This is a genomic window from Variovorax sp. ZS18.2.2 (assembly GCF_024701975.1).
GTDB lineage: Bacteria > Pseudomonadota > Gammaproteobacteria > Burkholderiales > Burkholderiaceae_C > Variovorax.
This window is the reverse complement of sequence record NZ_JANLNM010000009.1, coordinates 180,280-202,248: the sequence shown is the minus strand read 5'-3', so window position 1 is coordinate 202,248 and position 21,969 is coordinate 180,280. Positions and strand designations below refer to the sequence as shown.

The window sequence follows — 21,969 nt, the reverse complement described above, 5'->3', positions numbered from 1 at the left end:
GTCGATTTTAGTGACCGCCATCCCGATACCCGGGCTACGGCGCGAGCCGCCCCCGGCGCGACAGGGCCGCCACCACGTACGCCAGCACGGCGAACGGCCAGACCCACCCCAGCCACTGGGCCAGCCCGTGGAAGCGGATGAAGCGCCCCTGCTCCCAGGTCGCCAGGGTCTGCGCGAAGTACGCGCTCTCGGGCGCCTGGTTCAGCAAGCTCAGCTGGAGCACGAGCCCCACCAGCAACAAAGCCGCGCACAGGCGGCGCGGCGCGGCCACGAGCAGCACGCCTGCAACGAGCGCCGCCGCCATGCCGACCTGGACGGGAAGATCCAGCCACGCCCAGGCATGCGCGGGGCCATAGCTCAGGGCGGCCGACAGCGCCGATGCCGCAAAGCCCGCCAGAAAGATCAGCGGGAGCAGCATCGCGCGCTGGACCACGGTGCGCGCCGCAAGGTAGCCCAGCAGGCACGGCACCAGCGCGCCGAGCATCACGCACAGCAACTCCACCGCCGGCACCAGGGGCTCGAGTTCGAACTGCCGCACGGGCAACCAGTCGATGAAGGGCGTGTCGAGCAGCCATTCGGAAATCGCGACCTCGAGTCGCTCGAACACCTGGCCCAGGCCGAAGGTGACGGCCGCGGGAAAGAGCAAGGCGAACGGCCAGAGCGCGAGCAGCACGAGGGCGCCGCGCGACTCCTCGACGAACCATTGCGAGCGCGCACGGCCCCAGTGGGCCACCGCCCCCAGCCGCTCGAGCCCCACCGCCAGCACGGCGCCCAGGACCGTGCCGGTCGTGTTCAGCCCCAGATCGACGTTGGAAGGGATGCGCGCGGGCAGGTAGCTCTGCAGCGTCTCCATCGCGAAGGCGATTGCCGCGCCGCCCACGGCGGCGCGCAGCACCGCGCCCCAGACGCCGGCGGTCCGGCGCGTACGCAGCACCGCCAGGGCGCACAGGAAACCGAAGGGCACGTAGCCCGCGACGTTGATCGCGAAGTCGAAACCCGTCCAGTACTTGGGCCATGGCGCTGACAGATAGGCCCAGGGCGCGATGCCCTGGTCGCGCCAGTCGGCGAAGGGATAGAGGCTCGCGTAGACGATCAGCGCCGCATAGGCGAGCGCAAGGGGAAGCGCAGCGGACTTGTGCGGCTTCTCCAGCGTGTCCATCGGGCTCAGAACGGCTTGACGACAACCAGAATCACGATGCCGAGCAGCAGCAGCACCGGCAGCTCGTTGAACCAGCGGTACCAGCCATCCTTGCGCTGGTTGCCTCCCGCCACGAAACGGCGCAGCAGCACGCCGCATCCATGGTGATAACCGAGAACCACCAGCACCAGCGCCAGCTTGGCATGCATCCAGCCGTTTCCCGGCCCGCGGCCGATGCCGTAGCCCAGCCAGAGCCACAGGCCGAAGCCCAGCGCTGGGACGGCCAGGAAAGTGGTGAAGCGCAGCAGCTTGCGCGCCATCAGGAGCAGACGCTCCCGCTCTGCGACCGACTCCGGGGGCACCATCGCAAGATTGACGAAGATCCGCGGCAGGTAGAAGAGCCCGGCGAACCAGCTTGCGATGAAGACGATGTGGAGAGATTTGACCCAGAGCATGGCGGCAGTTTAGTGGTGCACCGCACTGTCACACGGGGCCGTCACGTAACGCCCGGAAAGCCCCGGACAAAAAAAAGCCCGACGTCTTCACGTCGGGCTGGGAAGCCCTTTTGCTGTCACACATCAAGGCACCCGCTCAGGGAGGAAAAGCGGGGAGCGGCAAGCCGCCCGCTTCAGAATTTAACAAAGACGAAACAAGGTTTCAAGCGACCGGGCCATTTTCTTTGCAATTCATAACTATTTATTTAGAACTTTATGGCTATGAATCTCCGTAGTTGTCAGACAACCTGTCTCGCAGGCGACAACACGGCGACGGAATGCTTCAGGCACAATTTTCGGGATTATGACGCGCCCTCACTCCCCCCTTGCCATGTTCCCCGCCGGCCGCCCGCGACGCCTGCGCCGGGACGCCTTCACCCGCAACCTGGTGCGCGAGAACACGCTGACGGTCAACGACCTGATCTACCCGGTGTTCGTGCAGGAAGGCGAAAAGCGGCGCGATGCCGTCCCCTCCATGCCCGGCGTGGACCGTCTGAGTCTTGACCTGTTGCTGCCGGTTGCCGAGCAATGCGTGGCGGCGGGCATTCCTGTGATGGCGCTGTTTCCGGTGATCGACGCGAGCCTCAAGACGCCCGCCGGCGACGAGGCTTTCAACCCCGACGGACTGATTCCGCGCGTGGTCGCCGCCCTCAAGTCGCGCTTCCCCGAACTCGGCGTGATGACCGACGTGGCGCTCGACCCCTACACCAGCCACGGGCAGGACGGCCTGCTCGACGACAGCGGCTACATCCTCAACGACGCCACCGTCGAAGTGCTGGTGAAGCAGGCACTCACACAATCGCAGGCTGGCGTGGACATTGTGGCGCCCAGCGACATGATGGACGGCCGCATTGGCGCCATCCGCACCGCCCTCGAAGCCCGCGGCGACATTCACACGCGCATCATGGCCTACAGCGCCAAGTACGCCAGCGCCTTCTACGGCCCGTTCCGCGATGCCGTCGGCTCCGCCGCAACGCTCGGGAAAAGCAACAAAAAGGTCTACCAGATGGACCCCGGCAACAGCGACGAAGCGCTGCGCGAGGTGGCGCTCGACATCGCCGAAGGCGCCGACATGGTGATGGTCAAGCCCGGCATGCCGTACCTGGACATCGTGCGCCGGGTGAAGGACGAATTCCATGTGCCGACCTTCGCCTACCAGGTGAGCGGCGAATACGCGATGCTCAAGGCGGCCGCCCAGAACGGCTGGCTCGACCACGATGCCGTGGTGCTCGAAAGCCTGCTGGCCTTCAAGCGGGCCGGTGCCGATGGCGTGCTCACCTACTTCGCGCTTGACGCTGCGCGACTGCTACAAAAATAATAGCTATCCAGGCCCATCGCACATGGGCGAGCTGGACAGGCGGAGAAGAAAACCAAGGCAGGGCGATGCGCATCTTCGAAATCAACCGTTCGCAGGTCAGCGAGCATCCGGCGCTCACGCCGCTGGCCGTGCCGGGCGCGTGCGCCGCCGATGGCTATCTCTGGATTTCGCTCACGCGCGAGGAATTTCGCGCTTCCCTGGCCGAGGTCCAGCAGATCCTCCAGACGCTGTGTCAGACCCAGCTGGTGGACCTGCACGTGGCCGACCTGCTCAACGACCAGCTGCCCTCGCACTACGACTACACCTCGCAGTACGACGTGCTGGTGTTCAGGCGCCTCGCCACCGGCCAAGGGCAGGCGTCTCTCGGCAATGGAAAGGGCGATGGCAACGAAGCCCCGCTCATCTCCACCACCTCCAGCTCCAAGCCTCGCGGTGGCCCGCCCGTGTTGCGCCGCGTCGACACTCGTCCGGTCGGCTTCGCAGTGTTCGACCGGGTACTGCTTTCGGTGCATCCCGAGGACGGCGCGGTGCGCGACGCCTTCGCCGCGCGGCTGCTGGCGGCCGGGTCGTCCGACGACCGCGGCGCCCCCGCGCTGGACGTGCGCGCGACCTCCACGCGCGTGCCTACGGGGCCTTCGGACCTGATGCTGCGCGTCATCAACCAGATCGTCGACGGCTACCTCGACCTGCGGCGCGAGCTCACCAAGCAGCTCGACCACTGGCAGACCGAACTGATCGATCCGCGCAGCCGTTTCACCAACTGGGGCGCGCTGATGGAGGCGCGGCAGTCGCTACACCACCTGGACGAGATCTGCGAAGACCAGCGCGCTGCCATGCAGGACTGGATCGACACGCTTGAAACCCTGCCGCCGCCCAAGGGCGACGCCGAGCAGCGCGAGCGGGAGCTGATCATGATCAGGAGCCGCGACGTGCTGGAACACATCGAGCGGGTGGTGCACCACGTGCACCGGCTCGAGCAGAACGCCGAGACGGCGGTACAGATGCACTTCAGCGTCCAGGGCCACCGTGCCAACGACATCATGCGGGTGCTCACCGTGCTGACCGCCATCTTCCTGCCGCTGAACCTGATCGCGGGGATCTTCGGCATGAACTTCGAGTTCATTCCACTGGTGCACAAGGCCGACGGCTTCTGGATCGCGATGACGGCCATGCTGGTCATCGCGGTGCTGCTGGTGCTGGTCTTCTGGCGCAAGCGCTACCTCGCGCGAACGCGCTGATAACCAATCACCCGCCCAACGAAAAAGGCCACGCGAAAGCGTGGCCTTTTTACTGAACTGCCCCGAGGGGCGGGTTCTTTACTTGGCGGTTGCGCCCGTGCCTTGCTGGGCTTGAACGCGTGCGTCCATCGGGTTCACCATGGTCGAGACGACCTTGCTGTTGACGCGCGAACCCGAGGTCACGTTCTGGTCGGGAGCGTAGGAGGTGCGAACGGCTTCGGCTTCCACGATCGAGCGGTCCTTCGACACGGCGACCGTTTCCGGGCCGCGCGAGCCGCGGGTCACGTTCTGGTTCGGAGCCGCTGCGGTGCGCGTGGCTTCGGCGTTGACTTCGTCGCGGCTCTTGGTCGAGACGGCGGTGTTCACGCCTTGGTACGTTTCAGCTTGGGCGCCGGTCGCGGCCAGGAGGGTCAGAGCAGCAGCGGCGAGGATGTGCGAGGTCTTCATGTCAATTCCTTGTGTTCGTCGGATGGTTTGTCCACCAGGCTTGCTCGTATCGCTTGCCTGTGCGGCGAGTGTCAAACGAAATTCCCTAGAGAAAACACCCGGATCAGAGACACGGTGTTTCCTCTATTGAAACAATGCCGACACAGATGCACGCGCAAAGGAAAAAAGGCCGGGGCCGCATGCACGGCCCCGGCCTTCCAGAACTTGAGGTCTTCGGCCTAGCGGCCCGTGCGCGTTCCTTGAAACTGCGACGGCACTTCGCTGTTCGCGAAAGCGCGGCGGTCCAGGTTCTGGTTCGGCGCGTGGGCGGCGGCAATCGCCTCTGCACGGACCGAGGCGCGATCGAGCTGGCTGGGGTGCGTGGTCAGCGGCGCTGCCACCACGTCGCCATAGACGTTGCCACCGCGCGCGGCCGCAGCCCCTTCGGCCTCCAGTTGCGCGCGGCTTCCGACAACCTTCAGCGGCTGCACCGGCTCGAAACCCTGTGCGTGCGCGCCAACGGCAGTCAGGATCGACAGGGCGGCAACGGCGATGATGTTCGGGATATTCATGGTTCGGCTCCTTCGGCGCGTGGACCGAGTGTGACGCAGCTCGCCCGAGAAAAACGCCGGAGAATCGAACCACCACGTTCCTCGAACGGAAACAATGGGCGCTTTGACATGGACAGTCTCGATCTGATCAGAACCTTCCGCGAAGTCGCCTCGCACGGCAGCTTCTCGCAGGCGGCCAAGAAGCTCGACATGTCGAAAGCCACCGTCAGCAAGTACGTGGCCGAGCTCGAAACCCGCTTCGGCGTGCGGCTTCTCAACCGCTCCACCCGCTCCGTGAGCCTCACCGACGCCGGGCAATTGCTGCTCGATCGCAGCACCCCGGTGCTCGAAATGGTCGAACTCACCCAGGCCGAGCTGCAGGATCGCGCCAGCCAGCCCGCCGGGCGCCTCCGGATCTCGGCCCCGCACGGCATGGGCAACGGCGAGTTTCCCAACCTGCTGGCCGACTTCATGCGCTATTACCCGGACGTGAGTATCAGCCTGCAGTTGACCAATCGCGTGGTCGATCTCGCGGAAGAGGGCATCGACGTCGACATCCGCAGCGGCCCCATCGAGGACGCCAACCTGATCGTGCGCAAACTGCGGCTCATCAGCATGGTGGTCTGCGCCTCGCCGGTCTACTGGAAGAAGCACGGCAAGCCCGAGCACCCGCGCGACTTGGCCGGGCACGACGCCCTCACCCACTCCCTGCTGGGCGCCCAGCCGGTATGGCGCTTCGACGATGGCGGGGAACCGCTCGACGTGCACGTCAAGAGCCGCATGGACTGCACCGAGGGCGCGCCGCTGATCCGGGTCGCGATGCGCGGTTTCGGCGTGATCTACCTGCCCTCGCTTCTCGTGCAATCGCACATCGAGCATGGCGAGCTCGTGCCGGTGTTGCAGGACTACGCGCGCAAGGACATGTGGCTGTCGGCCGCGTACCTTCAGCGGCGCCACAACAGTGCCGCCCTGCGCGCGCTGCTCGACTTTCTTCAGACCCGCGTGGGCGACGCGCCGGGCCTCAAGAAATAAGAAAACCCGGCGCAGGCCGGGCTTTTTCTTGCACTGACCCGCAGGTCAGCCGACGTGCTTGGCAAAGAACGCCAGCGTGCGTTCGCGCGCCAGCTTGGAGGCCTCGGCGTCATACGACCCGCGCTGGTCGCAGTTGAAGCCGTGGCCGACCGGGTAGACATGCACTTCCACCTCGGGATGTGCCTTCTTGAAGCTCTCGATGGTGTCCAGCGGAATCCAGTGGTCCTGGTTGCCGAAGTGCGCCAGCACCGGCACCTTGGGCTGGCGCGCGGTTTCTTCGGGCGAGGTCATGCCGCCGCCGTAGTAAGGCGCCGCCGCGGCCAGGCCCGGCAGCAGGCTGGCCGCACGCCAGACCAGCAGCCCGCCCCAGCAGTAACCCACGATGCCGACCTTGCCGGCCTTCGATGCATAGGCGATGGCCGCCTCGATGTCCTGCAGCACGCCGGGCGCGGGCAGCGCCTCGACCGCGGTCTTCAGGCCGAAGCCCTCTTTCATGTCCTCGTCGGTGTAGCCGAGTTCGACGCCGGGCTTCACGCGTGGGAAGGTCGATGGCGCGACCGCGAGATACCCGTCGGCCGCATAGCCGTCGGCCACCGAGCGGATGTGCGAGTTCACGCCGAAGATTTCCTGCACCACGACCACCGCACCGCGCGGCTTGCCCGCGGGTTCGGCCACGTAGGCGGGAAAGCTGAAGCCGTCCTTGGCTGTGAGATCGATGAATTGGCCCATGTTCGTCATGCTCCTGATGGCAATTGAATGAATAAATGAAGAAAGAAGCTGTCGTCGTCACTGGCGCAGCGCCCGCTCGACGAAATCGAGCCGGTCCTGCCCCCAGAAAATCTCGCCATCGATCACATAGCTCGGCGCGCCGAACACCTGGATGTCGATGGCTTCCTGCGTATAGGCCTCGTAGCGCTCCTGCACCGCCTGGCTTAGCGATTGCTCCGAACGCTTGGCGGGCAGGCCGCATTCGGCGACCAGGGCTTCGAGCACGTTCGGATCGCCGATGTTCCGCTCCTGCACCCACACCGCCGCGAACACCGCGGTGCAGACGCGCATCGCGGCCTCGGTGCCGTCGTGGATATCGGCCGCGATGATGATCCGCGCCGCGTCGTCGCTGGCCACCGGAAAGAACTTGGGCTTGGTGTTCATCGGCAGGCCGAGGTGCTGCGAGAACCGCGCCATTTCCACCAGCCGGTAGGCCTGCCGCTGCGGCGCCCGCTTGCCCAAAGGCAGCCCGCCGGACACGGGGAACACGCTGCCCATGTCGATAGGGCGCACACGCACCGTGGCGCCCGCCTCGGCCGCGATCGCCGCGAACCGGGTATGACCCAGATAGGTCCACGGGCTCTGGGGCGCAAAGTAGTAGTCAATCGTTTTCGTGCTCATACGCCAGCCCTCGAATGATGTAATCCAAGCCGACGGTTTTAACTGACACGCAGTTTCTCTGCAGGAGGTAGGTTTTGAATCCAGTGCTACTCATCACCGGCGGTGGGCGCGGCATCGGTGCCGCCACCGCGCTGCTGGCCGCGCAGCGCGGCTACGCGGTGGCCGTCAACTACGCCAGCAACTCGATGGCCGCCGACGAGGTGGTGCGCGCCATCCGCGCGGGTGGCGGCACCGCCATCGCCGTGCAGGCCGACGTGGGCGACGAGGCCCAGGTGATCGCGATGTTCGAGAAGGTCGATGCCAAGCTCGGCCGGCTCACCGCATTGGTCAACAACGCCGGCGTGGTCGACGTGCAGGCGCGCGTCGACGAAATGAGCGTCGCGCGGCTGGAGCGCATGTTCCGCATCAACGTGATCGGCAGTTTTGTCTGCGCCCGCGAAGCCGTGCGCCGCATGAGCACGAAGCACGGCGGCGAAGGCGGTGCCATCGTCAACATCTCCAGCGGCGCCGCGCGCATCGGCTCGCCCGGCCAGTACGTCGACTACGCGGCCAGCAAGGCAGCCATCGACACCTTCACCATCGGCCTGGCCAAGGAGGTGGCCGACGAAGGCATCCGCGTGAACGCGGTGCGCCCCGGCGTGATCGACACCGATATCCACGCCTCCGGAGGCCAGCCTGGCCGCGCCGCCGAGATGGCCCCAGGCGTGCCGATGAAGCGCAGCGGCACCGCCGAAGAAATTGCCGGTGCCGTCCTGTGGCTGCTGTCGGCCGAGGCGAGCTACACCACCATGGCCCTGCTCGACGTGACCGGAGGAAGGTGAGCACCATGAGCACCTCGATGGACCTCATCAAGCCGCTGGTCACGCTGGTGGCCATCGTCAACCCGCTGGCCATCGTGCCTTTCTTCATCCACTACACGCAGGGCTACAGCGATGCGCAGCGCCGGCACACGGTGCGCATGTCGGCCTTCAGCGCGTTCGTGGTCATCGCGGTGAGCGCGCTGCTGGGGTTGCAGCTGCTGGCCTTCTTCGGCATCTCGATCGCGAGCTTCCAGGTCGGCGGCGGCCTGCTGCTGCTCATGAGTTCGCTGTCGATGCTGAATGCGCAACCGGCCGAGAGCAAGACCAACGTCGAGGAACTGCGCGCCACGGAGGTGAAGGCATCGATGGGTGCCTCCATCGCGGTCGTGCCGCTCACGATCCCGCTGCTGACCGGCCCGGCCACCATTTCCACCGTGGTGATCTACGCCGACAAGGCGCAGCACCTGTGGGAGCTCGCGGTGCTGGTGGGCTACGGCGTGGTGGTGGCGCTGGCGACCGCGCTGGCGTTTTCGCTCGCGCAGCCGATCGCGCGCGTGCTGGGCAAGACGGGCATCAACATCATGACGCGGCTGATGGGTCTGATCCTCGCGGCGCTGGCTGTCGAGGTGATGGCGGACGGGCTCGGCAAGCTGTTCCCGATCCTGTCGAAGGTCGCCTGAACGCAGAAGCTCAGGCCAGCATCTTCTCGATGATCTTCCAGTGCGCGGGCTCCACCGGCGTGATCGACAGCCGGTTGCCCTTGCGCAGGATGATCAGCTCGGCCAGCTCGGGCTTGGCGCGCAACTCGGGCAAGGCCAGCAGCCGGGTCTTGCGCACCGCCTGCACGTCCACCAGCAGCCAGCGCGGGTCTTCCTTCTTCGAGCCCGCGTCGTAGTACGGCGACTTCGCATCGAACTGCGTCGGGTCGGGCTGGATGCCCGAGGCCACGCGCGCGATGCCGGCGATGCCCGGCTCCGGGCAGCTCGAGTGATAGAACAGCACGCCGTCGCCGACCTTCATGCCGTCGCGCATGAAGTTGCGCGCCTGGTAGTTGCGCACGCCCGTCCACGCCACCGTGGCGCCGGGCGCGGCGAGCGCATCGTCGATGGAGACTTCGTCGGGCTCGGATTTCATCAACCAGTACTGGGGCATGGCGTTCTCGCGATGGGTTTTCGCGAAATATAGCCGCTCGCCCCGGTACTGGGACAGCCGCTTACGGTGTCACGTAATCGGAGACCACCACCCACTTCCCGTCCTTGATCTGCGACAGCCGCGACTGCTCGTTGCCCAGGCGCTTGGTGGCGGTGTAGTTGCTCTTCGGGCTGCCGAACATGTCGGGCTCGAAGGTCATGCTGTCCATCGACTTGATGAAGCTGTCGGTCGTGAGGTTCGGGCCGGCCTTGGTCGCCGCCTTGATGAACGAATCGATGATCACGTAGCCGTACACCGAGAACACCGTCGGGTCTTCGTTGAACTTGGTCTTGTACTTGTTGGCCCAGAAGCGCAGCGGCTGCGATTGCTCGTCGGTGTAGGGGTTCTGCACCGTCATCGTGGCGTACACGCCGTCCATCGCCTTGCCGCCGAGCTTGTGGATCAGGTCGGTGTAGGCCGCGCTCGAGCCGATGAAGGTCGGGTTGAAGCCGGTCTTGCGCGATTCGCCCACCGTGCCGATGGTCTCGCGGATGATGGTGCCCAGCACCACGAGGTCGCAGTTCGCCGCCTTCATCTTCGCGACCTGCGAGCTGAAGTCGGTGGCGCCGCGCTTGAACGAGGTCTTCTCGGCCAGCTCCATCCCCGCTGTCTTGAGCCCCGCCTCGGCGCCCCGCTGCACCTCGAGCCCGAACTCGTCGTCCTGGTAGATCGTGCAGACCTTCTTGGCGCCCTTGTCCTTGATCATCTTGGGCAGCGCCAGGCGGATCTGGTCGTAGTAGGTGGCCGCGAACGAGTACTTCAGCCGGTTGAGCGGCTCGTACATCTCGCGCGCCGCGGTGATCGGCATGAAGTTGACGATGTTCTTGTCGAACTGCACCGGCATCGCCGCCATGTTCTGCGCCGTGCCGATATGGCCGGCCATGATGAAGATCTTTTCCTGGTTCACCAGCTTCTGCGCGGCCAGCACCGCCTTCTTCGGGTCGTAGCCCGAGTCCTCGACGAAGAGCTTGAGCTTGCGGCCGTTGAGGTTGCCCTGCTCGTTGAGTTCGTCCACGCGCAGCTGCATGCCGTTGCGCGCCTGCTTGCCGAAGCCCGCGAGCGGACCCGACAGATCCTGGATCGTGCCGATCCGGATCTCGTCCTTGCTCACGCCCTGTTGCTGCTGCGCGGACGCGACCGTCGCGATAAGGCCCAGCACGGCCAGAGTCGTCACTGTTTTCACTGTCTTGGGCTTCATGCGGTTGTCTCCTCGGGTTGACACAAAAAACGTTCGAACACCGGTCAGCGGTACATGGCCTCGATGCGCTCGGCGTACTTGGTCTGCACCAGCTTGCGCTTGAGCTTCATCGTCGGCGTGAGCTCCTCGTCCTCGGCACTCAGCTGCGTCTCGAGCAGGAAGAACTTCTTGATCTGCTCCACGCGCGCGAACTTCGCGTTGACGCGGTCGACCTCGCCCTGGATCAGGTCCAGCACCTCCTGCGCACGCGTCAGGCTCTCGTAGTTGCTGAACGGCACGTCGTTGTCCTGCGCAAACTTCTCGACGTTCTCCTGATCGATCATCACGATCACCGTCAGGTAGGGTTTCTTGTCGCCGATCACCACTGCGTCGGTGACGTAGGGGCTGAACTTGAGTTCGTTCTCCAGCTCGCTCGGCGTGATGTTCTTTCCACCTGCCGTGATGATGATGTCCTTCATGCGGTCGGTGATGCGGAAATACCCTTCCGCGTCGACCAGCCCGACGTCGCCGGTGTGCAGCCAGCCGTCGGCGTCGATGGTCTCGGCCGTCTTCTCCGGCAGGTTGAGGTAACCCATGAAGACATTGGGGCCGCGCACCAGGATCTCGCCGGTCGCCGGGTCCAGACGCACCTCGTTGTAGCTGGTGGCCGGGCCGATGGAACCCGGGGCGATGCGCGAAGGCGGCACGCCGGTGGCGGCGCCGCACGACTCGGTCATGCCCCATACCTCCAGCATCGGCACGCCGAGCGCGAGATACCAGCGCACGAGGTCGGGCGAGATCGGCGCCGCGCCCGTCACGAGGAAGCGCGCGCGGTGGATGCCGATGAGCTTGCGCACGTTGTTGAGCGCGAGCCAGCGCGCGATGCGGAACTTCAGACGCAGCCCCGCGCCGATCGGCTTGCCCTGCAACACACGGTCGGCGATCTGCTGGCCGACGCCGATGCTCCAGCCGTAGGCGACCTGCTGCAGGCGGCTCGCCTCCTTCAGCGCGATCATCACGCCCGAATAGAACTTCTCCCACACGCGCGGCACGGCGGTGAACACCGTGGGCGAAATCTCGCGCACGTTCTCGGGCACCGTTTCGGGGTTCTCGACGAAGTTGAGGATCGAGCCGGTGTACATCGCGAAGTACTCGCCGCCCATGCGCTCGGCGATGTGGCACAGCGGCAGGAAGCACATGCGCTCGTCCGTCTCGCCCTGCGCGAGCAGCGTGTTGTAGCCGCGCATGGTGTAGACCAGCCCGCGGTGGCTGTGCATTGCGCCCTTGGGCTTGCCGGTGGTGCCGGAGGTGTAGACGAGGATGGCGAGGTCTTCGGCGCGGCAGGCGGCGATGCGTTGCTCCAGTGCCTGCGGATTCGCCTTCAGGTGCTCGCGGCCGAGCGCACGCAGCGCGTCGAGGCTGATGACGCCGGGGTCGTCGAGGTCGCGCAGCCCCTCCATGTCGAACACGATCACCTTGCGCAGCAATGGCAGTTGCGCGCGCACTTCGAGCGCCTTGTCGAGCTGCTCGTCGTCTTCCACGAAGAGCACGGAGGTGCGCGAGTCTTCGCAGAGGTAGGTGACCTGCGAGGCCGCATCGGTCGGGTAGATGCCGTTCGACACGCCACCGCAGCTGAGCACGGCCACATCGCACAGCACCCACTCGATGACGGTGTTGGAGAGGATCGACGCGCACTCGCCATGGCCGAAGCCCAGCGCCAGCAGGCCACCCGCGATCTCGCGCACGGCCTCAGCAGTTTGCCGCCAGGTCCAGGTGCGCCAGATGCCGAACTCCTTCTGGCGCATCCAGACCTTGTCGCCGCGCAGTTCGACGGCTTTCCAGAAGACGGCGGGGATGGTGTCGCCGGGCACGACGACATCGAGCCGCGGCTGCAGGTGTGCCAGGTCCCAGAGACCGGCAGGAGCGCGCAATGCGAGTGTGCTCATTCAACAACCTTCGTGCTTCGCACTGCGGTGCGAGCTTGCTTGGGGCGGCCCGGCGCTGCGCTCATGTCATCTCCAGTTCTTCTTCTTTTTCCAGCGCCGCTCGCCGCGCACGCCGTCGTCCTTCACGCCGAGGTAGAACTCCTTGATGTCTTCCTTCTCGCGAAGGCGCTCGCAGGAATCCTCCATGACGATGCGTCCGTTCTCCAGCACGTAGCCGTGGTCGGCGGCGTTGAGCGCCATGTTGGCGTTCTGCTCGACCAAGAGGATCGTGGTGCCGCGCTCGCGGTTGATGCGCACGACGATCTCGAAGATCTCCTTCGTCAGCTTGGGGCTGAGGCCGAGGCTGGGTTCGTCGAGCAGGATGAGATGCGGCGCGGCCATGATGGCGCGCGATATCGCGAGCATCTGCTGCTGCCCGCCGGAGAGCAGGCCGGCATCCTGCGTGGCGCGCTCGCGCAGGATGGGGAAGTAGGTGTAGACCGTCTCCATGTCCCGCGCCACGCCGTCGCGGTCCTTGCGGGTGTAGGCGCCCATCAGCAGGTTGTCCCTCACCGACAGCAGCGGGAACACCTCGCGGCCTTCGGGCACGTGGCTCAGGCCCTGCTGCACGATGAAGGCGGGGTCCTTGGCGGTGATGTCCTTGCCCTGGAATTCGATGCTGCCTTTGCGCGGATCGATGATTCCGGAGATGGTCTTCAGGATTGTTGTCTTGCCAGCACCGTTGGAGCCGAGGACCGTGGCGATCTCACCCTGCTTAACTTTGAGGCTCACGCCCCGGATGGCCTTGATGGGGCCGTAGGCGCTTTCAACGTTGAGCAGTTGCAGAACGACGTCGCTCATGCGGGTGCTCCTGAGGGCGGGGAACGGCGTTGGGGCCCCTGCCCCGGGCGGGCCGACGTCACCGGCCCTTCGGGCTCCCCTGCGCTGCTCACGACGGGCGGGGTCTCGCCGAACTCGCTTCGCTCAAACAGCGGCGAGCCCTGATCCGCCCGTCGCTGCGCTGCTCGGCGGCGCCTCAACGGCCCACCCGGGGCAGGGACCCCAACGCCGTGGGTACGCACAGGACGATCACTACACCCCGAAGCCCGGTATGCGGCGCGGCGCGGTCGCCCCCTGTGCGCCGCCGAGGAGCGCAGCGTTTCGCGGATCAGGGATCGCAGCTGTTTGAGCGAAGCGAGTTCTGCGAGACCCCGCGAAATGCGAGCACCGCAGGGGAGCCGCGAAGCGGCCGGCGCAGTGGGGGCGACCGCGCCGCGCCGCATACCGGGCGCCTCCTCAAAGATAGCGAACGAAGCACTCACGCCGCCACCCTCCGCAAACTGCTCACGTCGTCCACCGTCCCGAGATACGCCTCGATGACACGCGCATCCGCCTGCACCTCGCGCGGCGTGCCGGTGGCCAGCACCTCGCCCTGGTTCATCGCGAGCACGCGGTCGGACACTTTCGACACGAGCGACATGTCGTGCTCCACCATCAGCACCGACACGCCCAGCTCATGCTGGATGTCCTGGATCCAGAACGCCATGTCGGCCGTCTCTTCGACATTGAGTCCGGACGACGGCTCGTCGAGCAGCAGCAGTTTGGGCTCTGTGCACAGCGCGCGCGCCAGTTCCACCACCTTGCGAACGCCGTAGGGCAAGCCGGCCACCATCGAGTCGCGGTGATGCTGCAGGTCCAGCAGCTCGATCACCTGCTCTGCTTTTTCACGCGCCGCAATCTCGGCACGCCGTGTGGCAGGCGTGAAGAACACCTCGCTCCAGAACCCCGTCTGCCGGTGCGTGTGACGGCCGATCAGCAGGTTGTGCAACACGGTCGCGTGCTCGAAGAGCTCGATGTTCTGGAAGGTGCGCGCGATGCCCAGCGCTGCAATCGCATGCGGCGCCTGCTGCGTCAGCGCGAGCGGGCCGGCCGCCTCGCCGTGCCAGGTGATCTCGCCCGTGGTCGGCGTGTAGATACGGCTGATCAGGTTGAACACCGTCGTCTTGCCCGCGCCATTCGGTCCGATCAGCGTGAACACTTCCCCGCGCCGCACGTCGAAGCTCACCTTGTTGACCGCGAGCACGCCGCCGAAGCGCACGCTCAGGTCCTTGGCCGAAAGGAGGATGTCGCCGCTGCTGGTGCTCATCTCAACCGGTCCGATTTGGTGAAGGACTTCTGCCGCCTGAACAGGCCCTTGCGGTAGAACGGAAAGAGTTGGAGGTACGTCCTGACCTTGAGCCATCGTCCGTAGAGGCCGAGTGGCTCGAACAGCACGAAGGCGATCAACACCACGCCGTACACCAGCCCTTGCAGGCCCGGCGCCTGGCCGATCACCGCCGGCAGCCAGTCCTTGCCCATCGAGATCAGCTGCGGCATCGCGATCAGGAAGATCGCGCCCAGAAATGCGCCGTGCACCGAGCCGAGGCCGCCAATCACCACCATCAGCAACAAGTCGATCGACTGCAGGATATTGAACTGGTCGGGCGAGATGAAGCTCAGCTTGTGCGCGTACAGCGCGCCACCGAGCCCCGCGAGCGCGGCCGAGATCGCGAACGACATCGTCTTGTAGCGCGCGAGATGGATGCCCATGCTCTGCGCCGATATCTCCGAATCACGAATGGCGACGAAGGCGCGGCCCGTCGGCGAGCGCAGCAGGTTCAGGATGCCCAGCGTGCTGAGCACCGCCACCACCAGGCACAGGAAATAGAAACCGTCGCCCGAACCCAGCGACCAGCCGAAAAGCTGCGGCGACTTCACATGCAGCCCGCCGTTGCCGCCAGTGACGCTTTCCCAGCGCGCGAACACTTCCTCGACGATGAAGCCGAACGACAGCGTCGCAATGCCGAGGTAGATGCCCTTCACGCGCAGCGCCGGCAAGGCGACCACCACGCCGACTGCGGCAGACAACGCGGCAGCAGCGATCAACGCGAGTGGGAACGGAACGCCCATGTTGGTCAGCACGCCCTGCGTGTACGCACCCGCACCGAGGAAAGCCGCATGCCCGATCGAGAACTGCCCCGTAAAGCCCGCCAGCAGCATCAAGCCCAAGCCGACGATCCCGTAGATCAGCACGAAGGTCAGTTGCGCGAGCCAGTACTCCTCGATCAACCACGGCGCGGCGACGAGGAACGCGACGAGCAGGCCATACCAGAAAACATGGCCGCCGTGCCGCGCGAGGCGGATGTCCTGGTCGTAGCTGGTCTTGAAGATGAAGCGCATATCGGCCTACACCTTCTTGCGCAGCTTTTCGCCGAACAGACCGTTGGGCTTGATCATGAGCATCAGCAGCACCACGATGTACGGCGCCGTGTCCTTGAAGCCATCGGGCAGATAGAACCCCGCGAACGATTCGACGATGCCGATCACCAGCCCGCCGACGATCGCGCCCGGCAGGCTGCCGAAGCCGCCCACCACCGCCGCCGGAAAAGCCTTCAACCCGATGAAGCCCATGTTCGCGTGCACGAAGGTGATGGGCGCGAGCAGCATGCCCGCGATGGCCGCGACCGCTGCCGCCAAGCCCCACACCAGCCCGTTGAGCCGCTTCACCGGAATGCCCATGTAGTAGGCCGCGAGCTGGTTCTGCGACGAGGCCTGCATCGCGATGCCCAGCTTGCTGTAGCGGAACATCGCGAACAGCAGCGCGCACAGGATGGCCGTGGCAATGATGATCGCGAGCTGTTCGAGGTTGACCACCAGTTCGCCCAGCTTCCAGATCTGGTCCTTGTAGGGCACGGGCAGCGTGTGGGTCTCGGTGCCGATGCCCGGCACCATGGTGATGAGGCCGCGCGCCACATACGCGATGCCGATGGTCAGCATCACGATGGAGAACTGCGGCTGCCCGAGGATCGGCCGGATCACCGCCAGCTCCAGCAGCACACCGAAGGCCGCCATCGCCACCACCGCGAGGATCGCCGCGAGCCAGAACGGCATGCCGAAGAGCGACATGCCGGCGAACGCACCGAAGGCGCCCAGCATCATCAGGTCGCCCTGCGCGAAGCTCACGGTCTCGGTGGCCTTGTAGATCAGCACGAACCCGAGCGCGATCAGCCCGTAGATGCAACCTTGCGCGATGCCCGACAGCAGGAGTTGGAGGATCTGCATGGGCGCCCGTTTCTCGCCTACTGCCTGAAGCCGCCGGCCGCGTCGTGCAGCGCGAGGCGGCGGGAGCCCGCGAGGATGTCGCTGGGCTTCAGGCCATAGACCTGGCGGATCGAATGGCTGAAGTGGGTCGAGTCGGGGTAGCCGGTGTCCAGCGCGATGTCGGTGAGCGTGGTGGTCTGGCGCACGTAGCGCAGCAGGCTGCGTGCGCGCTTCCAGGCGCGGAACGCGCGGAAGGCCATGCCGGTTTCCTGCTTGAAGAGATGCAGGAAGCGCGAGAACGACAGGTGCACCGAGGCCGCGCAGTCTTCGGCCGACGTGGGCGCGGCCGGGTCGGCCACGAGCGCGTCGATGACCTTGCGGATGCGCACATCGAGCACGCGCGGCGCAAGCGCCTCGCCGAAGATCAGCACATCGAAATCGAAGCCGTCGAAGTCCGTGCCGCGGCCCGAGGCGGCGAGCAGGTGCGCGTGGGCATCGCGCACGCGCTTGACGAACGCCGGTGCATCGACCGGGCCGCAGTGCTGCATGAAGGCGGGCATGCGCGCGGGGTCGACCGACTCCGATTCGATCAGCAGGTTGACGATGAGCGGATGCGGGCTCTCGACATGGTGCGGCACCTGCGGCGGCACCACGATGAGCTCGCCCGCCTGCCAGGCGCCGCCCCCGATGCGGATGCGGATCGGCGGCACGCCCGCGGGCGACACGTACACGCCATGCCCACCCATCGTGCGCTCGGCGGCCGCACCGAGCAGGCCGGCGTAGAACACGCGCTGCGGCGTGAGCCACATGAGGCGTTCGCCCTGCCGTGCGCCACCGTTTTCCGGGGGCGCATCACTCGCTCGCTGCATGGTGTTTGTCTCCTGCATCGGGTCTGGCCTGCCCTGCGGTGGGCGGCCTCGTGTTGGCTGGATCGTAGCGGCGCAACCCTGTTGCGCGGCATGCATTTGCGCGGGGACTTTCCCTAGTCCGTCTTCAGTTGGCAGACAGCGCGCGATGCAACTCGGTGGCGCAAAGCGCGACCGCGGTGTTGGCCTCGTCGAGCACCTTGCCCATGGTGATGAAGCCATGGATCTGGCGCTCGAAGCAGACGTAGTCCGCGCGGTTGCCGGCAGCGGTGAGCGCCTCCGCATACGCGAGCCCCTCGTCGCGCAGCGGGTCGTAGCCGGCGGTGATCACGAGCGCGGGCGGCAGCTTCGACAGGTCGGTGTGCAGCAGCGGCGAAGCGCGCCAGTCGAGGTCGTTCTTCGCGTCGGTGATGTAGTGGTCGTGGAAGTACGTCATCGTGTCGCTGGTCAGCAGGTACCCCTGCCCGTTCGCCTGGTGCGACGGGTGGCCGCGGCGCATGTCGGTGGCCGGGTAGATCAGCAGCTGGAAGGCGATGGGCAAATCGCCCGCGTCGCGCGCCGCGATCGCCACCACGGCCGCGAGATTGCCGCCGGCGCTGTCGCCGCCGACCGCAAGACGGCTCGCATCGAGCCCCAGCGCCGCGGCCTCGCGGCGCACCCAGCGCGTGGCGGCGAGCACATCGTCGACGGCGGTGGGAAAGCGGTGCTCGGGACCCATGCGGTAGTCGACCGCGACCACTGCGCAGCCCGCGCCGTTGGCCAGCTCCCGGCACAGCACGTCGTGCGTGTCGAGGTCGCCGATGACCCAACCACCGCCGTGGTAATACACCAGCACCGGCAGCGGACCGGCGCCCGAACCCAGTGGCCGGTAGAGCCGCACCGGGATGGTGCCGTGCGGGCCGTCCGCCGCGAGGTCGCGCACTTCGGCCACTTCCGCCGGCAGCGGCTGCGTGGCGGTGCGGCGCTCGCGGTAGAAGGCCCGCGCATCGGCGGGCGAAAGCGTGTGGGTCGGCGGAATGCCGCGTGCCTCGATGAAGTCGAGCAAGGCACGCGCCTGGGGATGCAGCATGGTGTCTCCGGTGGATCGAGCTGGCGGGCGCTCAGTGTGAAGCGCATCGCGCATGCGCGGTATCCGCATGCACCCGCCCCCCCACCTCGGCCTCTGGCAAGACCCCGCACCATGCCCGCGCCCTTGCGGCGCGGTCTTGCGAAAACTGGCTACGGCTGTCGCGTGCGCTTCAAAAAGGGCTCAGCCCTTGCGGGGCTTCACGCGCGAAGCCGCTTCCTTGGCGAGCTTGCGGGCGGTGTCGGTGTCGGCCGCGTGGACCAGCGCCACGCCCATGCGGCGCTTGAGAAAACTCTCGGGCTTGCCGAACAGGCGGATGTCGCTGCCGGGCACCTGCAGCGCCTCGGCCACGCCGTCGAAGGCGATGCCGGTGGCGTCGACGCCGCCGTAGATCACCGCGCTCGCGCCCGGACTCTTGAGCGAGGTATCGACCGGCAGGCCGAGGATGGCGCGGGCATGCAGCTCGAACTCGTTCTGCCATTGCGTGGCCATGGTGACCATGCCGGTGTCGTGCGGGCGCGGGCTGACTTCGCTGAACCAGACCTCGTCGCCCTTCACGAACAACTCGACGCCGAAGAGGCCCTGGCCGCCCAGGTCGGCCGTGACGGCCTGCGCGATCTGCTGCGCCTTCTGCAGCGCGGCGGGCGCCATGGGGTGCGGCTGCCAGCTCTCCACATAGTCGCCGCTCACCTGCACGTGGCCGATGGGGTCGCAGAACTTCGTTTCCACGGCACCGGCCGCGTCTTTCGCGCGCACGGTCAAGAGCGTGATCTCGTAGTCGAAGTCGATGAAGCCCTCGACGATCACGCGGCCGTGGCTCACGCGGCCGCCGGCCATGGCGTAGTCCCAGGCCTTCTGCACGTCGGCAGGGCCGTCGATCTTGCTCTGGCCCTTGCCGGAGCTGCTCATCACGGGCTTGACGATGCAGGGGTAGCCAATGCCGCCGTCGATGGCCGTCTGCAGTTCGTCGAATGAGTCGCAGAACTTGTAGGGGCTGGTGGGCACGCCCAGCGTCTCGGCGGCCAGGCGGCGGATGCCTTCGCGGTCCATCGTGAGGCGGGCGGCGCGCGCCGTGGGAATCACACGCACCACGCCGGCGTCTTCGAGTTCCTGGAGCGTCTGCGTGGCGATGGCCTCGATCTCGGGCACCACCAGCGTGGGCTTTTCGGCCTCGATCAGCGCCTTGAGCTGCGCGGGGTCGCTCATGGTGATGGTGCGCGCATGGTGGGCCACCTGCTGGCCGGGCGCGTTCTCGTAGCGGTCGACCGCGATGGTCTCGACGCCGAGGCGCTGCAGGGCGATCAGCACCTCCTTGCCGAGTTCGCCGGAGCCGAGCAGCATCACGCGGGTGGCGGAGGGGGAAAGGGGGGTGCCGAGGGTGGTCATGGTCGAAGTCGAAAAGAGAGAAGAAAAAGCAACCGCCGCACTGTAAGCCACCGGTGGGGCGCCCGTGTCGCGTCCGGGAACGGCGGGCCCGCGGGGCTGCTTCACAATCGATGTTTTCCTGCGGTGGCCGCCTTGCGCCCACCCGCTCCCCCTTCCCCTTTTTTTGTTCTTCAAGGAGTTTTCCCATGACTATCCAGACCGTCGGCATCATCGGTGCCGGAACGATGGGCAATGGCATTGCGCAGGCCTGCGCGGTGTCCGGCGTGAACGTGGTGATGGTCGACGTGGCCCAGGCGGCCGTCGACAAGGGCATCGCCACCATCTCGGGCAGCCTCGACCGCCTCATCAAGAAAGAAAAGCTCACTGCCGAGCAGAAGAGCGCCGCGCTCGCGCTGATCAAGGGCTCGACCAATTACGACGACCTGAAGGGCGCGCAACTCGTCATCGAGGCCGCCACCGAGAACCACGCGCTCAAGCTGAAGATCCTGAAGCAGGTCGACGAACTGGTGGCGCCCGAAGTCATCATCGCGTCGAACACCTCGTCGATCTCGATCACGCAACTGGCCGCCGCCACCTCGCGCCCCGACCGTTTCATCGGCATGCACTTCTTCAACCCGGTGCCGATGATGGCGCTGGTGGAGCTGATCCGCGGCTACCTCACGAGCGACGCCACGCACGACGCCGTCAAGGCGCTGGCAGAGAAGCTGGGCAAGTCGCCGATCACGGTGAAGAACGCGCCGGGCTTTGTGGTCAACCGCATCCTGGTGCCGATGATCAACGAGGCTTTCTTCGTGCTGTCCGAAGGCATCGCAACGGCCGAGGACATCGACGCCGGCATGAAGCTGGGCTGCAACCAGCCGATCGGCCCGCTGGCGCTGGCCGACATGATCGGACTGGATGTGTGCCTGGCCGTGATGGAGGTGTACCTCGCGCAGTTCGGTGATTCCAAGTACCGCCCCTGCCCGTTGCTCAAGGAAATGGTCGCGGCCGGCCAACTGGGCCGCAAGACAGGCCGCGGCGTCTACGCGTACTGAACCGGCGTTCCATAAAAACAAGGAGACAAACGCCATGACCGCCACGCCCACCACGCCACCCGCCGAAGGCTGCATCGACACCCAGGTGCTCGACCATGTGCTGCTGATCGGCATCAACCGCCCCGCCAAGCGCAACGGCTGGACGCCGCCGATGTTCAAGCAGTTGGCCGAGGCCTACACGCGCCTGGACGACGACCCGGACCTGCGCGTGGGCGTGCTGCATGCCTTCGGCGACCACTTCACGGCGGGCCTGGACCTGCCCGCGGTCACCGAGTACATGAAGCGCGGCGAGAAGGCGATTCCCGCCGGCCTGGTGGAGCCGCACGACTTCGGCCTGCCCGACTACCGCCGCCGCACCAAGCCGATGGTGGTGGCGGTCAAGGGCATCTGCTTCACGGTCGGCATCGAGCTGATGCTGGGCGCGGACATCGTGGTGGCCGCCGACAACTGCCGCTTCTCGCAGATGGAAGTGCAGCGCGGCATCATGGCCACGGGCGGCGCCACGCTGCGCATGGCCGAGCGCGCGGGCGTGGGCAATGCGATGCTGCACCTGCTCACGGCCGACGAGTTCGACAGCGCCGAGGCCTATCGCCTCCACTTCGTGCAGAAGGTGGTGCCGGCCGGGCAGGAGCTCGATGCGGCGCTGGCCATTGCGCAGCGCATCGCGGCGCAGGCGCCGCTGGCCGTGGTGGCCACGCGGCTCAATGTGATCAAGGCCGTCGAACACGGGCCGCTCGCGGCGGTGTTGGAATTCATCGAGACGCAGAAGCGCCTCTCGAACAGCGAGGACGCGGCCGAAGGCGTGCGCTCCTTCGTCGAGCGGCGTCCCGCGCGTTTCAGCGGTCGTTGATGATGAAT

General features: G+C 66.3%; 23 protein-coding genes. 7 read left to right on the top strand and 16 right to left on the bottom strand.

Features of this window, described 5'->3' with window-relative positions; translation table 11 throughout:
• Positions 1-34: 34 nt before the first annotated feature.
• Positions 35-1,159, bottom strand: coding sequence for a VanZ family protein (locus NU688_RS28285; protein WP_257864167.1), 1,125 nt, complete (start codon positions 1,157-1,159; stop codon positions 35-37).
• Positions 1,160-1,164: 5 nt separating this feature from the next.
• The gene (locus NU688_RS28280) at positions 1,165-1,593 is read right to left on the bottom strand and encodes a CopD family protein (protein ID WP_257864166.1); all 429 of its coding nucleotides are present in this window, start codon (positions 1,591-1,593) and stop codon (positions 1,165-1,167) included.
• 370 nt (positions 1,594-1,963) lie between these two features.
• On the opposite strand from NU688_RS28280, the gene hemB reads away from it, so the two are divergent.
• Together hemB and NU688_RS28270 are read left to right on the top strand one after the other, a co-directional pair.
• A complete protein-coding gene (gene hemB / locus NU688_RS28275) occupies positions 1,964-2,950 on the top strand; it encodes a porphobilinogen synthase (protein WP_257864165.1) in 987 nt (328 codons plus the stop codon).
• Positions 2,951-3,015: 65 nt separating this feature from the next.
• Positions 3,016-4,188 carry a magnesium transporter CorA family protein gene (locus NU688_RS28270; protein ID WP_257864164.1) on the top strand — a complete coding sequence of 391 codons (1,173 nt, stop codon included), beginning with the start codon at positions 3,016-3,018 and terminating at the stop codon, positions 4,186-4,188.
• A gap of 78 nt (positions 4,189-4,266) precedes the next feature.
• Here NU688_RS28270 and NU688_RS28265 read toward each other — a convergent pair whose 3' ends face one another.
• Positions 4,267-4,635 carry a DUF4148 domain-containing protein gene (locus tag NU688_RS28265; RefSeq protein ID WP_257864163.1) on the bottom strand — a complete coding sequence of 123 codons (369 nt, stop codon included), beginning with the start codon at positions 4,633-4,635 and terminating at the stop codon, positions 4,267-4,269.
• 218 nt (positions 4,636-4,853) lie between these two features.
• Positions 4,854-5,186 carry an alpha/beta hydrolase gene (locus tag NU688_RS28260; RefSeq protein WP_257864162.1) on the bottom strand — a complete coding sequence of 111 codons (333 nt, stop codon included), beginning with the start codon at positions 5,184-5,186 and terminating at the stop codon, positions 4,854-4,856.
• Between the two features lie 108 nt (positions 5,187-5,294).
• On the opposite strand from NU688_RS28260, the gene NU688_RS28255 reads away from it, so the two are divergent.
• A complete protein-coding gene (locus tag NU688_RS28255) occupies positions 5,295-6,197 on the top strand; it encodes a LysR family transcriptional regulator (protein WP_257864161.1) in 903 nt (300 codons plus the stop codon).
• Positions 6,198-6,242: 45 nt separating this feature from the next.
• On the opposite strand, the gene NU688_RS28250 is transcribed toward NU688_RS28255, so the two are convergent.
• Both NU688_RS28250 and NU688_RS28245 read right to left on the bottom strand, forming a co-directional pair.
• Complete coding sequence (locus tag NU688_RS28250; protein ID WP_257864160.1) at positions 6,243-6,926, bottom strand: dienelactone hydrolase family protein; 684 nt, start codon at positions 6,924-6,926, stop codon at positions 6,243-6,245.
• Positions 6,927-6,983: 57 nt separating this feature from the next.
• The gene (locus NU688_RS28245) at positions 6,984-7,586 is read right to left on the bottom strand and encodes a 2-hydroxychromene-2-carboxylate isomerase (RefSeq protein WP_257864159.1); all 603 of its coding nucleotides are present in this window, start codon (positions 7,584-7,586) and stop codon (positions 6,984-6,986) included.
• Positions 7,587-7,660: 74 nt separating this feature from the next.
• On the opposite strand from NU688_RS28245, the gene NU688_RS28240 reads away from it, so the two are divergent.
• Positions 7,661-8,407, top strand: a complete 747-nt coding sequence (locus NU688_RS28240; protein WP_257864158.1) for an SDR family oxidoreductase — start codon at positions 7,661-7,663, stop codon at positions 8,405-8,407.
• 5 nt (positions 8,408-8,412) lie between these two features.
• Positions 8,413-9,066 (top strand): MarC family protein, encoded by a 654-nt coding sequence (locus tag NU688_RS28235; RefSeq protein ID WP_257864157.1) that lies wholly within the window; start codon positions 8,413-8,415, stop codon positions 9,064-9,066.
• 10 nt (positions 9,067-9,076) lie between these two features.
• On the opposite strand, the gene NU688_RS28230 is transcribed toward NU688_RS28235, so the two are convergent.
• The 10 genes from NU688_RS28230 to purT all read right to left on the bottom strand — a co-directional run bounded on the left by NU688_RS28230 (position 9,077) and on the right by purT (position 20,077).
• A complete protein-coding gene (locus tag NU688_RS28230; RefSeq protein WP_257864156.1) occupies positions 9,077-9,538 on the bottom strand; it encodes an EVE domain-containing protein in 462 nt (153 codons plus the stop codon).
• A 61-nt stretch (positions 9,539-9,599) separates the two neighbouring features.
• Positions 9,600-10,775 (bottom strand): ABC transporter substrate-binding protein, encoded by a 1,176-nt coding sequence (locus NU688_RS28225; RefSeq protein WP_257864155.1) that lies wholly within the window; start codon positions 10,773-10,775, stop codon positions 9,600-9,602.
• A 44-nt stretch (positions 10,776-10,819) separates the two neighbouring features.
• Positions 10,820-12,700, bottom strand: coding sequence for a long-chain fatty acid--CoA ligase (locus tag NU688_RS28220; RefSeq protein ID WP_257864154.1), 1,881 nt, complete (start codon positions 12,698-12,700; stop codon positions 10,820-10,822).
• A 66-nt stretch (positions 12,701-12,766) separates the two neighbouring features.
• Positions 12,767-13,540, bottom strand: a complete 774-nt coding sequence (locus tag NU688_RS28215; protein WP_257864153.1) for an ABC transporter ATP-binding protein — start codon at positions 13,538-13,540, stop codon at positions 12,767-12,769.
• 457 nt (positions 13,541-13,997) lie between these two features.
• Complete coding sequence (locus NU688_RS28210; RefSeq protein ID WP_257864152.1) at positions 13,998-14,825, bottom strand: ABC transporter ATP-binding protein; 828 nt, start codon at positions 14,823-14,825, stop codon at positions 13,998-14,000.
• The gene (locus NU688_RS28205) at positions 14,822-15,898 is read right to left on the bottom strand and encodes a branched-chain amino acid ABC transporter permease (RefSeq protein WP_257864151.1); all 1,077 of its coding nucleotides are present in this window, start codon (positions 15,896-15,898) and stop codon (positions 14,822-14,824) included. The genes NU688_RS28210 and NU688_RS28205 overlap by 4 nt, the downstream gene beginning before the upstream one ends.
• A 6-nt stretch (positions 15,899-15,904) precedes the next feature.
• Entirely contained in the window at positions 15,905-16,780 is an 876-nt protein-coding gene (locus NU688_RS28200) for a branched-chain amino acid ABC transporter permease (RefSeq protein ID WP_257864150.1), read from the bottom strand.
• A 17-nt stretch (positions 16,781-16,797) separates the two neighbouring features.
• Complete coding sequence (locus NU688_RS28195; RefSeq protein WP_257864149.1) at positions 16,798-17,628, bottom strand: AraC family transcriptional regulator; 831 nt, start codon at positions 17,626-17,628, stop codon at positions 16,798-16,800.
• Between the two features lie 124 nt (positions 17,629-17,752).
• Positions 17,753-18,694 carry an alpha/beta hydrolase gene (locus NU688_RS28190; protein WP_257864148.1) on the bottom strand — a complete coding sequence of 314 codons (942 nt, stop codon included), beginning with the start codon at positions 18,692-18,694 and terminating at the stop codon, positions 17,753-17,755.
• A gap of 180 nt (positions 18,695-18,874) precedes the next feature.
• Positions 18,875-20,077, bottom strand: coding sequence for a formate-dependent phosphoribosylglycinamide formyltransferase (purT, locus tag NU688_RS28185; RefSeq protein ID WP_257864147.1), 1,203 nt, complete (start codon positions 20,075-20,077; stop codon positions 18,875-18,877).
• Positions 20,078-20,262: 185 nt separating this feature from the next.
• Here purT and NU688_RS28180 point away from each other — a divergent pair, with 185 nt between their 5' ends.
• Together NU688_RS28180 and NU688_RS28175 are read left to right on the top strand one after the other, a co-directional pair.
• Entirely contained in the window at positions 20,263-21,111 is an 849-nt protein-coding gene (locus NU688_RS28180; protein WP_257864146.1) for a 3-hydroxybutyryl-CoA dehydrogenase, read from the top strand.
• Positions 21,112-21,145: 34 nt separating this feature from the next.
• Entirely contained in the window at positions 21,146-21,961 is an 816-nt protein-coding gene (locus NU688_RS28175; protein ID WP_257864145.1) for a crotonase/enoyl-CoA hydratase family protein, read from the top strand.
• Positions 21,962-21,969: the final 8 nt, after the last annotated feature.

What these genes read in the sequence shown, in the direction of transcription:
- purT (WP_257864147.1), bottom strand. Translation starts at nt 20,077, where the DNA reads ATGACCACCCTCGGCACCCCCCTTTCCCCCTCCGCCACCCGCGTGATG.
- NU688_RS28180 (WP_257864146.1), top strand. Translation starts at nt 20,263, where the DNA reads ATGACTATCCAGACCGTCGGCATCATCGGTGCCGGAACGATGGGCAAT.
- NU688_RS28245 (WP_257864159.1), bottom strand. Translation starts at nt 7,586, where the DNA reads ATGAGCACGAAAACGATTGACTACTACTTTGCGCCCCAGAGCCCGTGG.
- NU688_RS28190 (WP_257864148.1), bottom strand. Translation starts at nt 18,694, where the DNA reads ATGCTGCATCCCCAGGCGCGTGCCTTGCTCGACTTCATCGAGGCACGC.
- NU688_RS28255 (WP_257864161.1), top strand. Translation starts at nt 5,295, where the DNA reads ATGGACAGTCTCGATCTGATCAGAACCTTCCGCGAAGTCGCCTCGCAC.
- NU688_RS28205 (WP_257864151.1), bottom strand. Translation starts at nt 15,898, where the DNA reads ATGCGCTTCATCTTCAAGACCAGCTACGACCAGGACATCCGCCTCGCG.
- NU688_RS28235 (WP_257864157.1), top strand. Translation starts at nt 8,413, where the DNA reads ATGAGCACCTCGATGGACCTCATCAAGCCGCTGGTCACGCTGGTGGCC.
- NU688_RS28270 (WP_257864164.1), top strand. Translation starts at nt 3,016, where the DNA reads ATGCGCATCTTCGAAATCAACCGTTCGCAGGTCAGCGAGCATCCGGCG.
- NU688_RS28230 (WP_257864156.1), bottom strand. Translation starts at nt 9,538, where the DNA reads ATGCCCCAGTACTGGTTGATGAAATCCGAGCCCGACGAAGTCTCCATC.
- NU688_RS28215 (WP_257864153.1), bottom strand. Translation starts at nt 13,540, where the DNA reads ATGAGCGACGTCGTTCTGCAACTGCTCAACGTTGAAAGCGCCTACGGC.
- NU688_RS28265 (WP_257864163.1), bottom strand. Translation starts at nt 4,635, where the DNA reads ATGAAGACCTCGCACATCCTCGCCGCTGCTGCTCTGACCCTCCTGGCC.
- NU688_RS28280 (WP_257864166.1), bottom strand. Translation starts at nt 1,593, where the DNA reads ATGCTCTGGGTCAAATCTCTCCACATCGTCTTCATCGCAAGCTGGTTC.
- NU688_RS28210 (WP_257864152.1), bottom strand. Translation starts at nt 14,825, where the DNA reads ATGAGCACCAGCAGCGGCGACATCCTCCTTTCGGCCAAGGACCTGAGC.
- NU688_RS28250 (WP_257864160.1), bottom strand. Translation starts at nt 6,926, where the DNA reads ATGGGCCAATTCATCGATCTCACAGCCAAGGACGGCTTCAGCTTTCCC.
- NU688_RS28225 (WP_257864155.1), bottom strand. Translation starts at nt 10,775, where the DNA reads ATGAAGCCCAAGACAGTGAAAACAGTGACGACTCTGGCCGTGCTGGGC.
- NU688_RS28260 (WP_257864162.1), bottom strand. Translation starts at nt 5,186, where the DNA reads ATGAATATCCCGAACATCATCGCCGTTGCCGCCCTGTCGATCCTGACT.
- NU688_RS28175 (WP_257864145.1), top strand. Translation starts at nt 21,146, where the DNA reads ATGACCGCCACGCCCACCACGCCACCCGCCGAAGGCTGCATCGACACC.
- hemB (WP_257864165.1), top strand. Translation starts at nt 1,964, where the DNA reads ATGTTCCCCGCCGGCCGCCCGCGACGCCTGCGCCGGGACGCCTTCACC.
- NU688_RS28220 (WP_257864154.1), bottom strand. Translation starts at nt 12,700, where the DNA reads ATGAGCACACTCGCATTGCGCGCTCCTGCCGGTCTCTGGGACCTGGCA.
- NU688_RS28195 (WP_257864149.1), bottom strand. Translation starts at nt 17,628, where the DNA reads ATGCAGCGAGCGAGTGATGCGCCCCCGGAAAACGGTGGCGCACGGCAG.
- NU688_RS28285 (WP_257864167.1), bottom strand. Translation starts at nt 1,159, where the DNA reads ATGGACACGCTGGAGAAGCCGCACAAGTCCGCTGCGCTTCCCCTTGCG.
- NU688_RS28200 (WP_257864150.1), bottom strand. Translation starts at nt 16,780, where the DNA reads ATGCAGATCCTCCAACTCCTGCTGTCGGGCATCGCGCAAGGTTGCATC.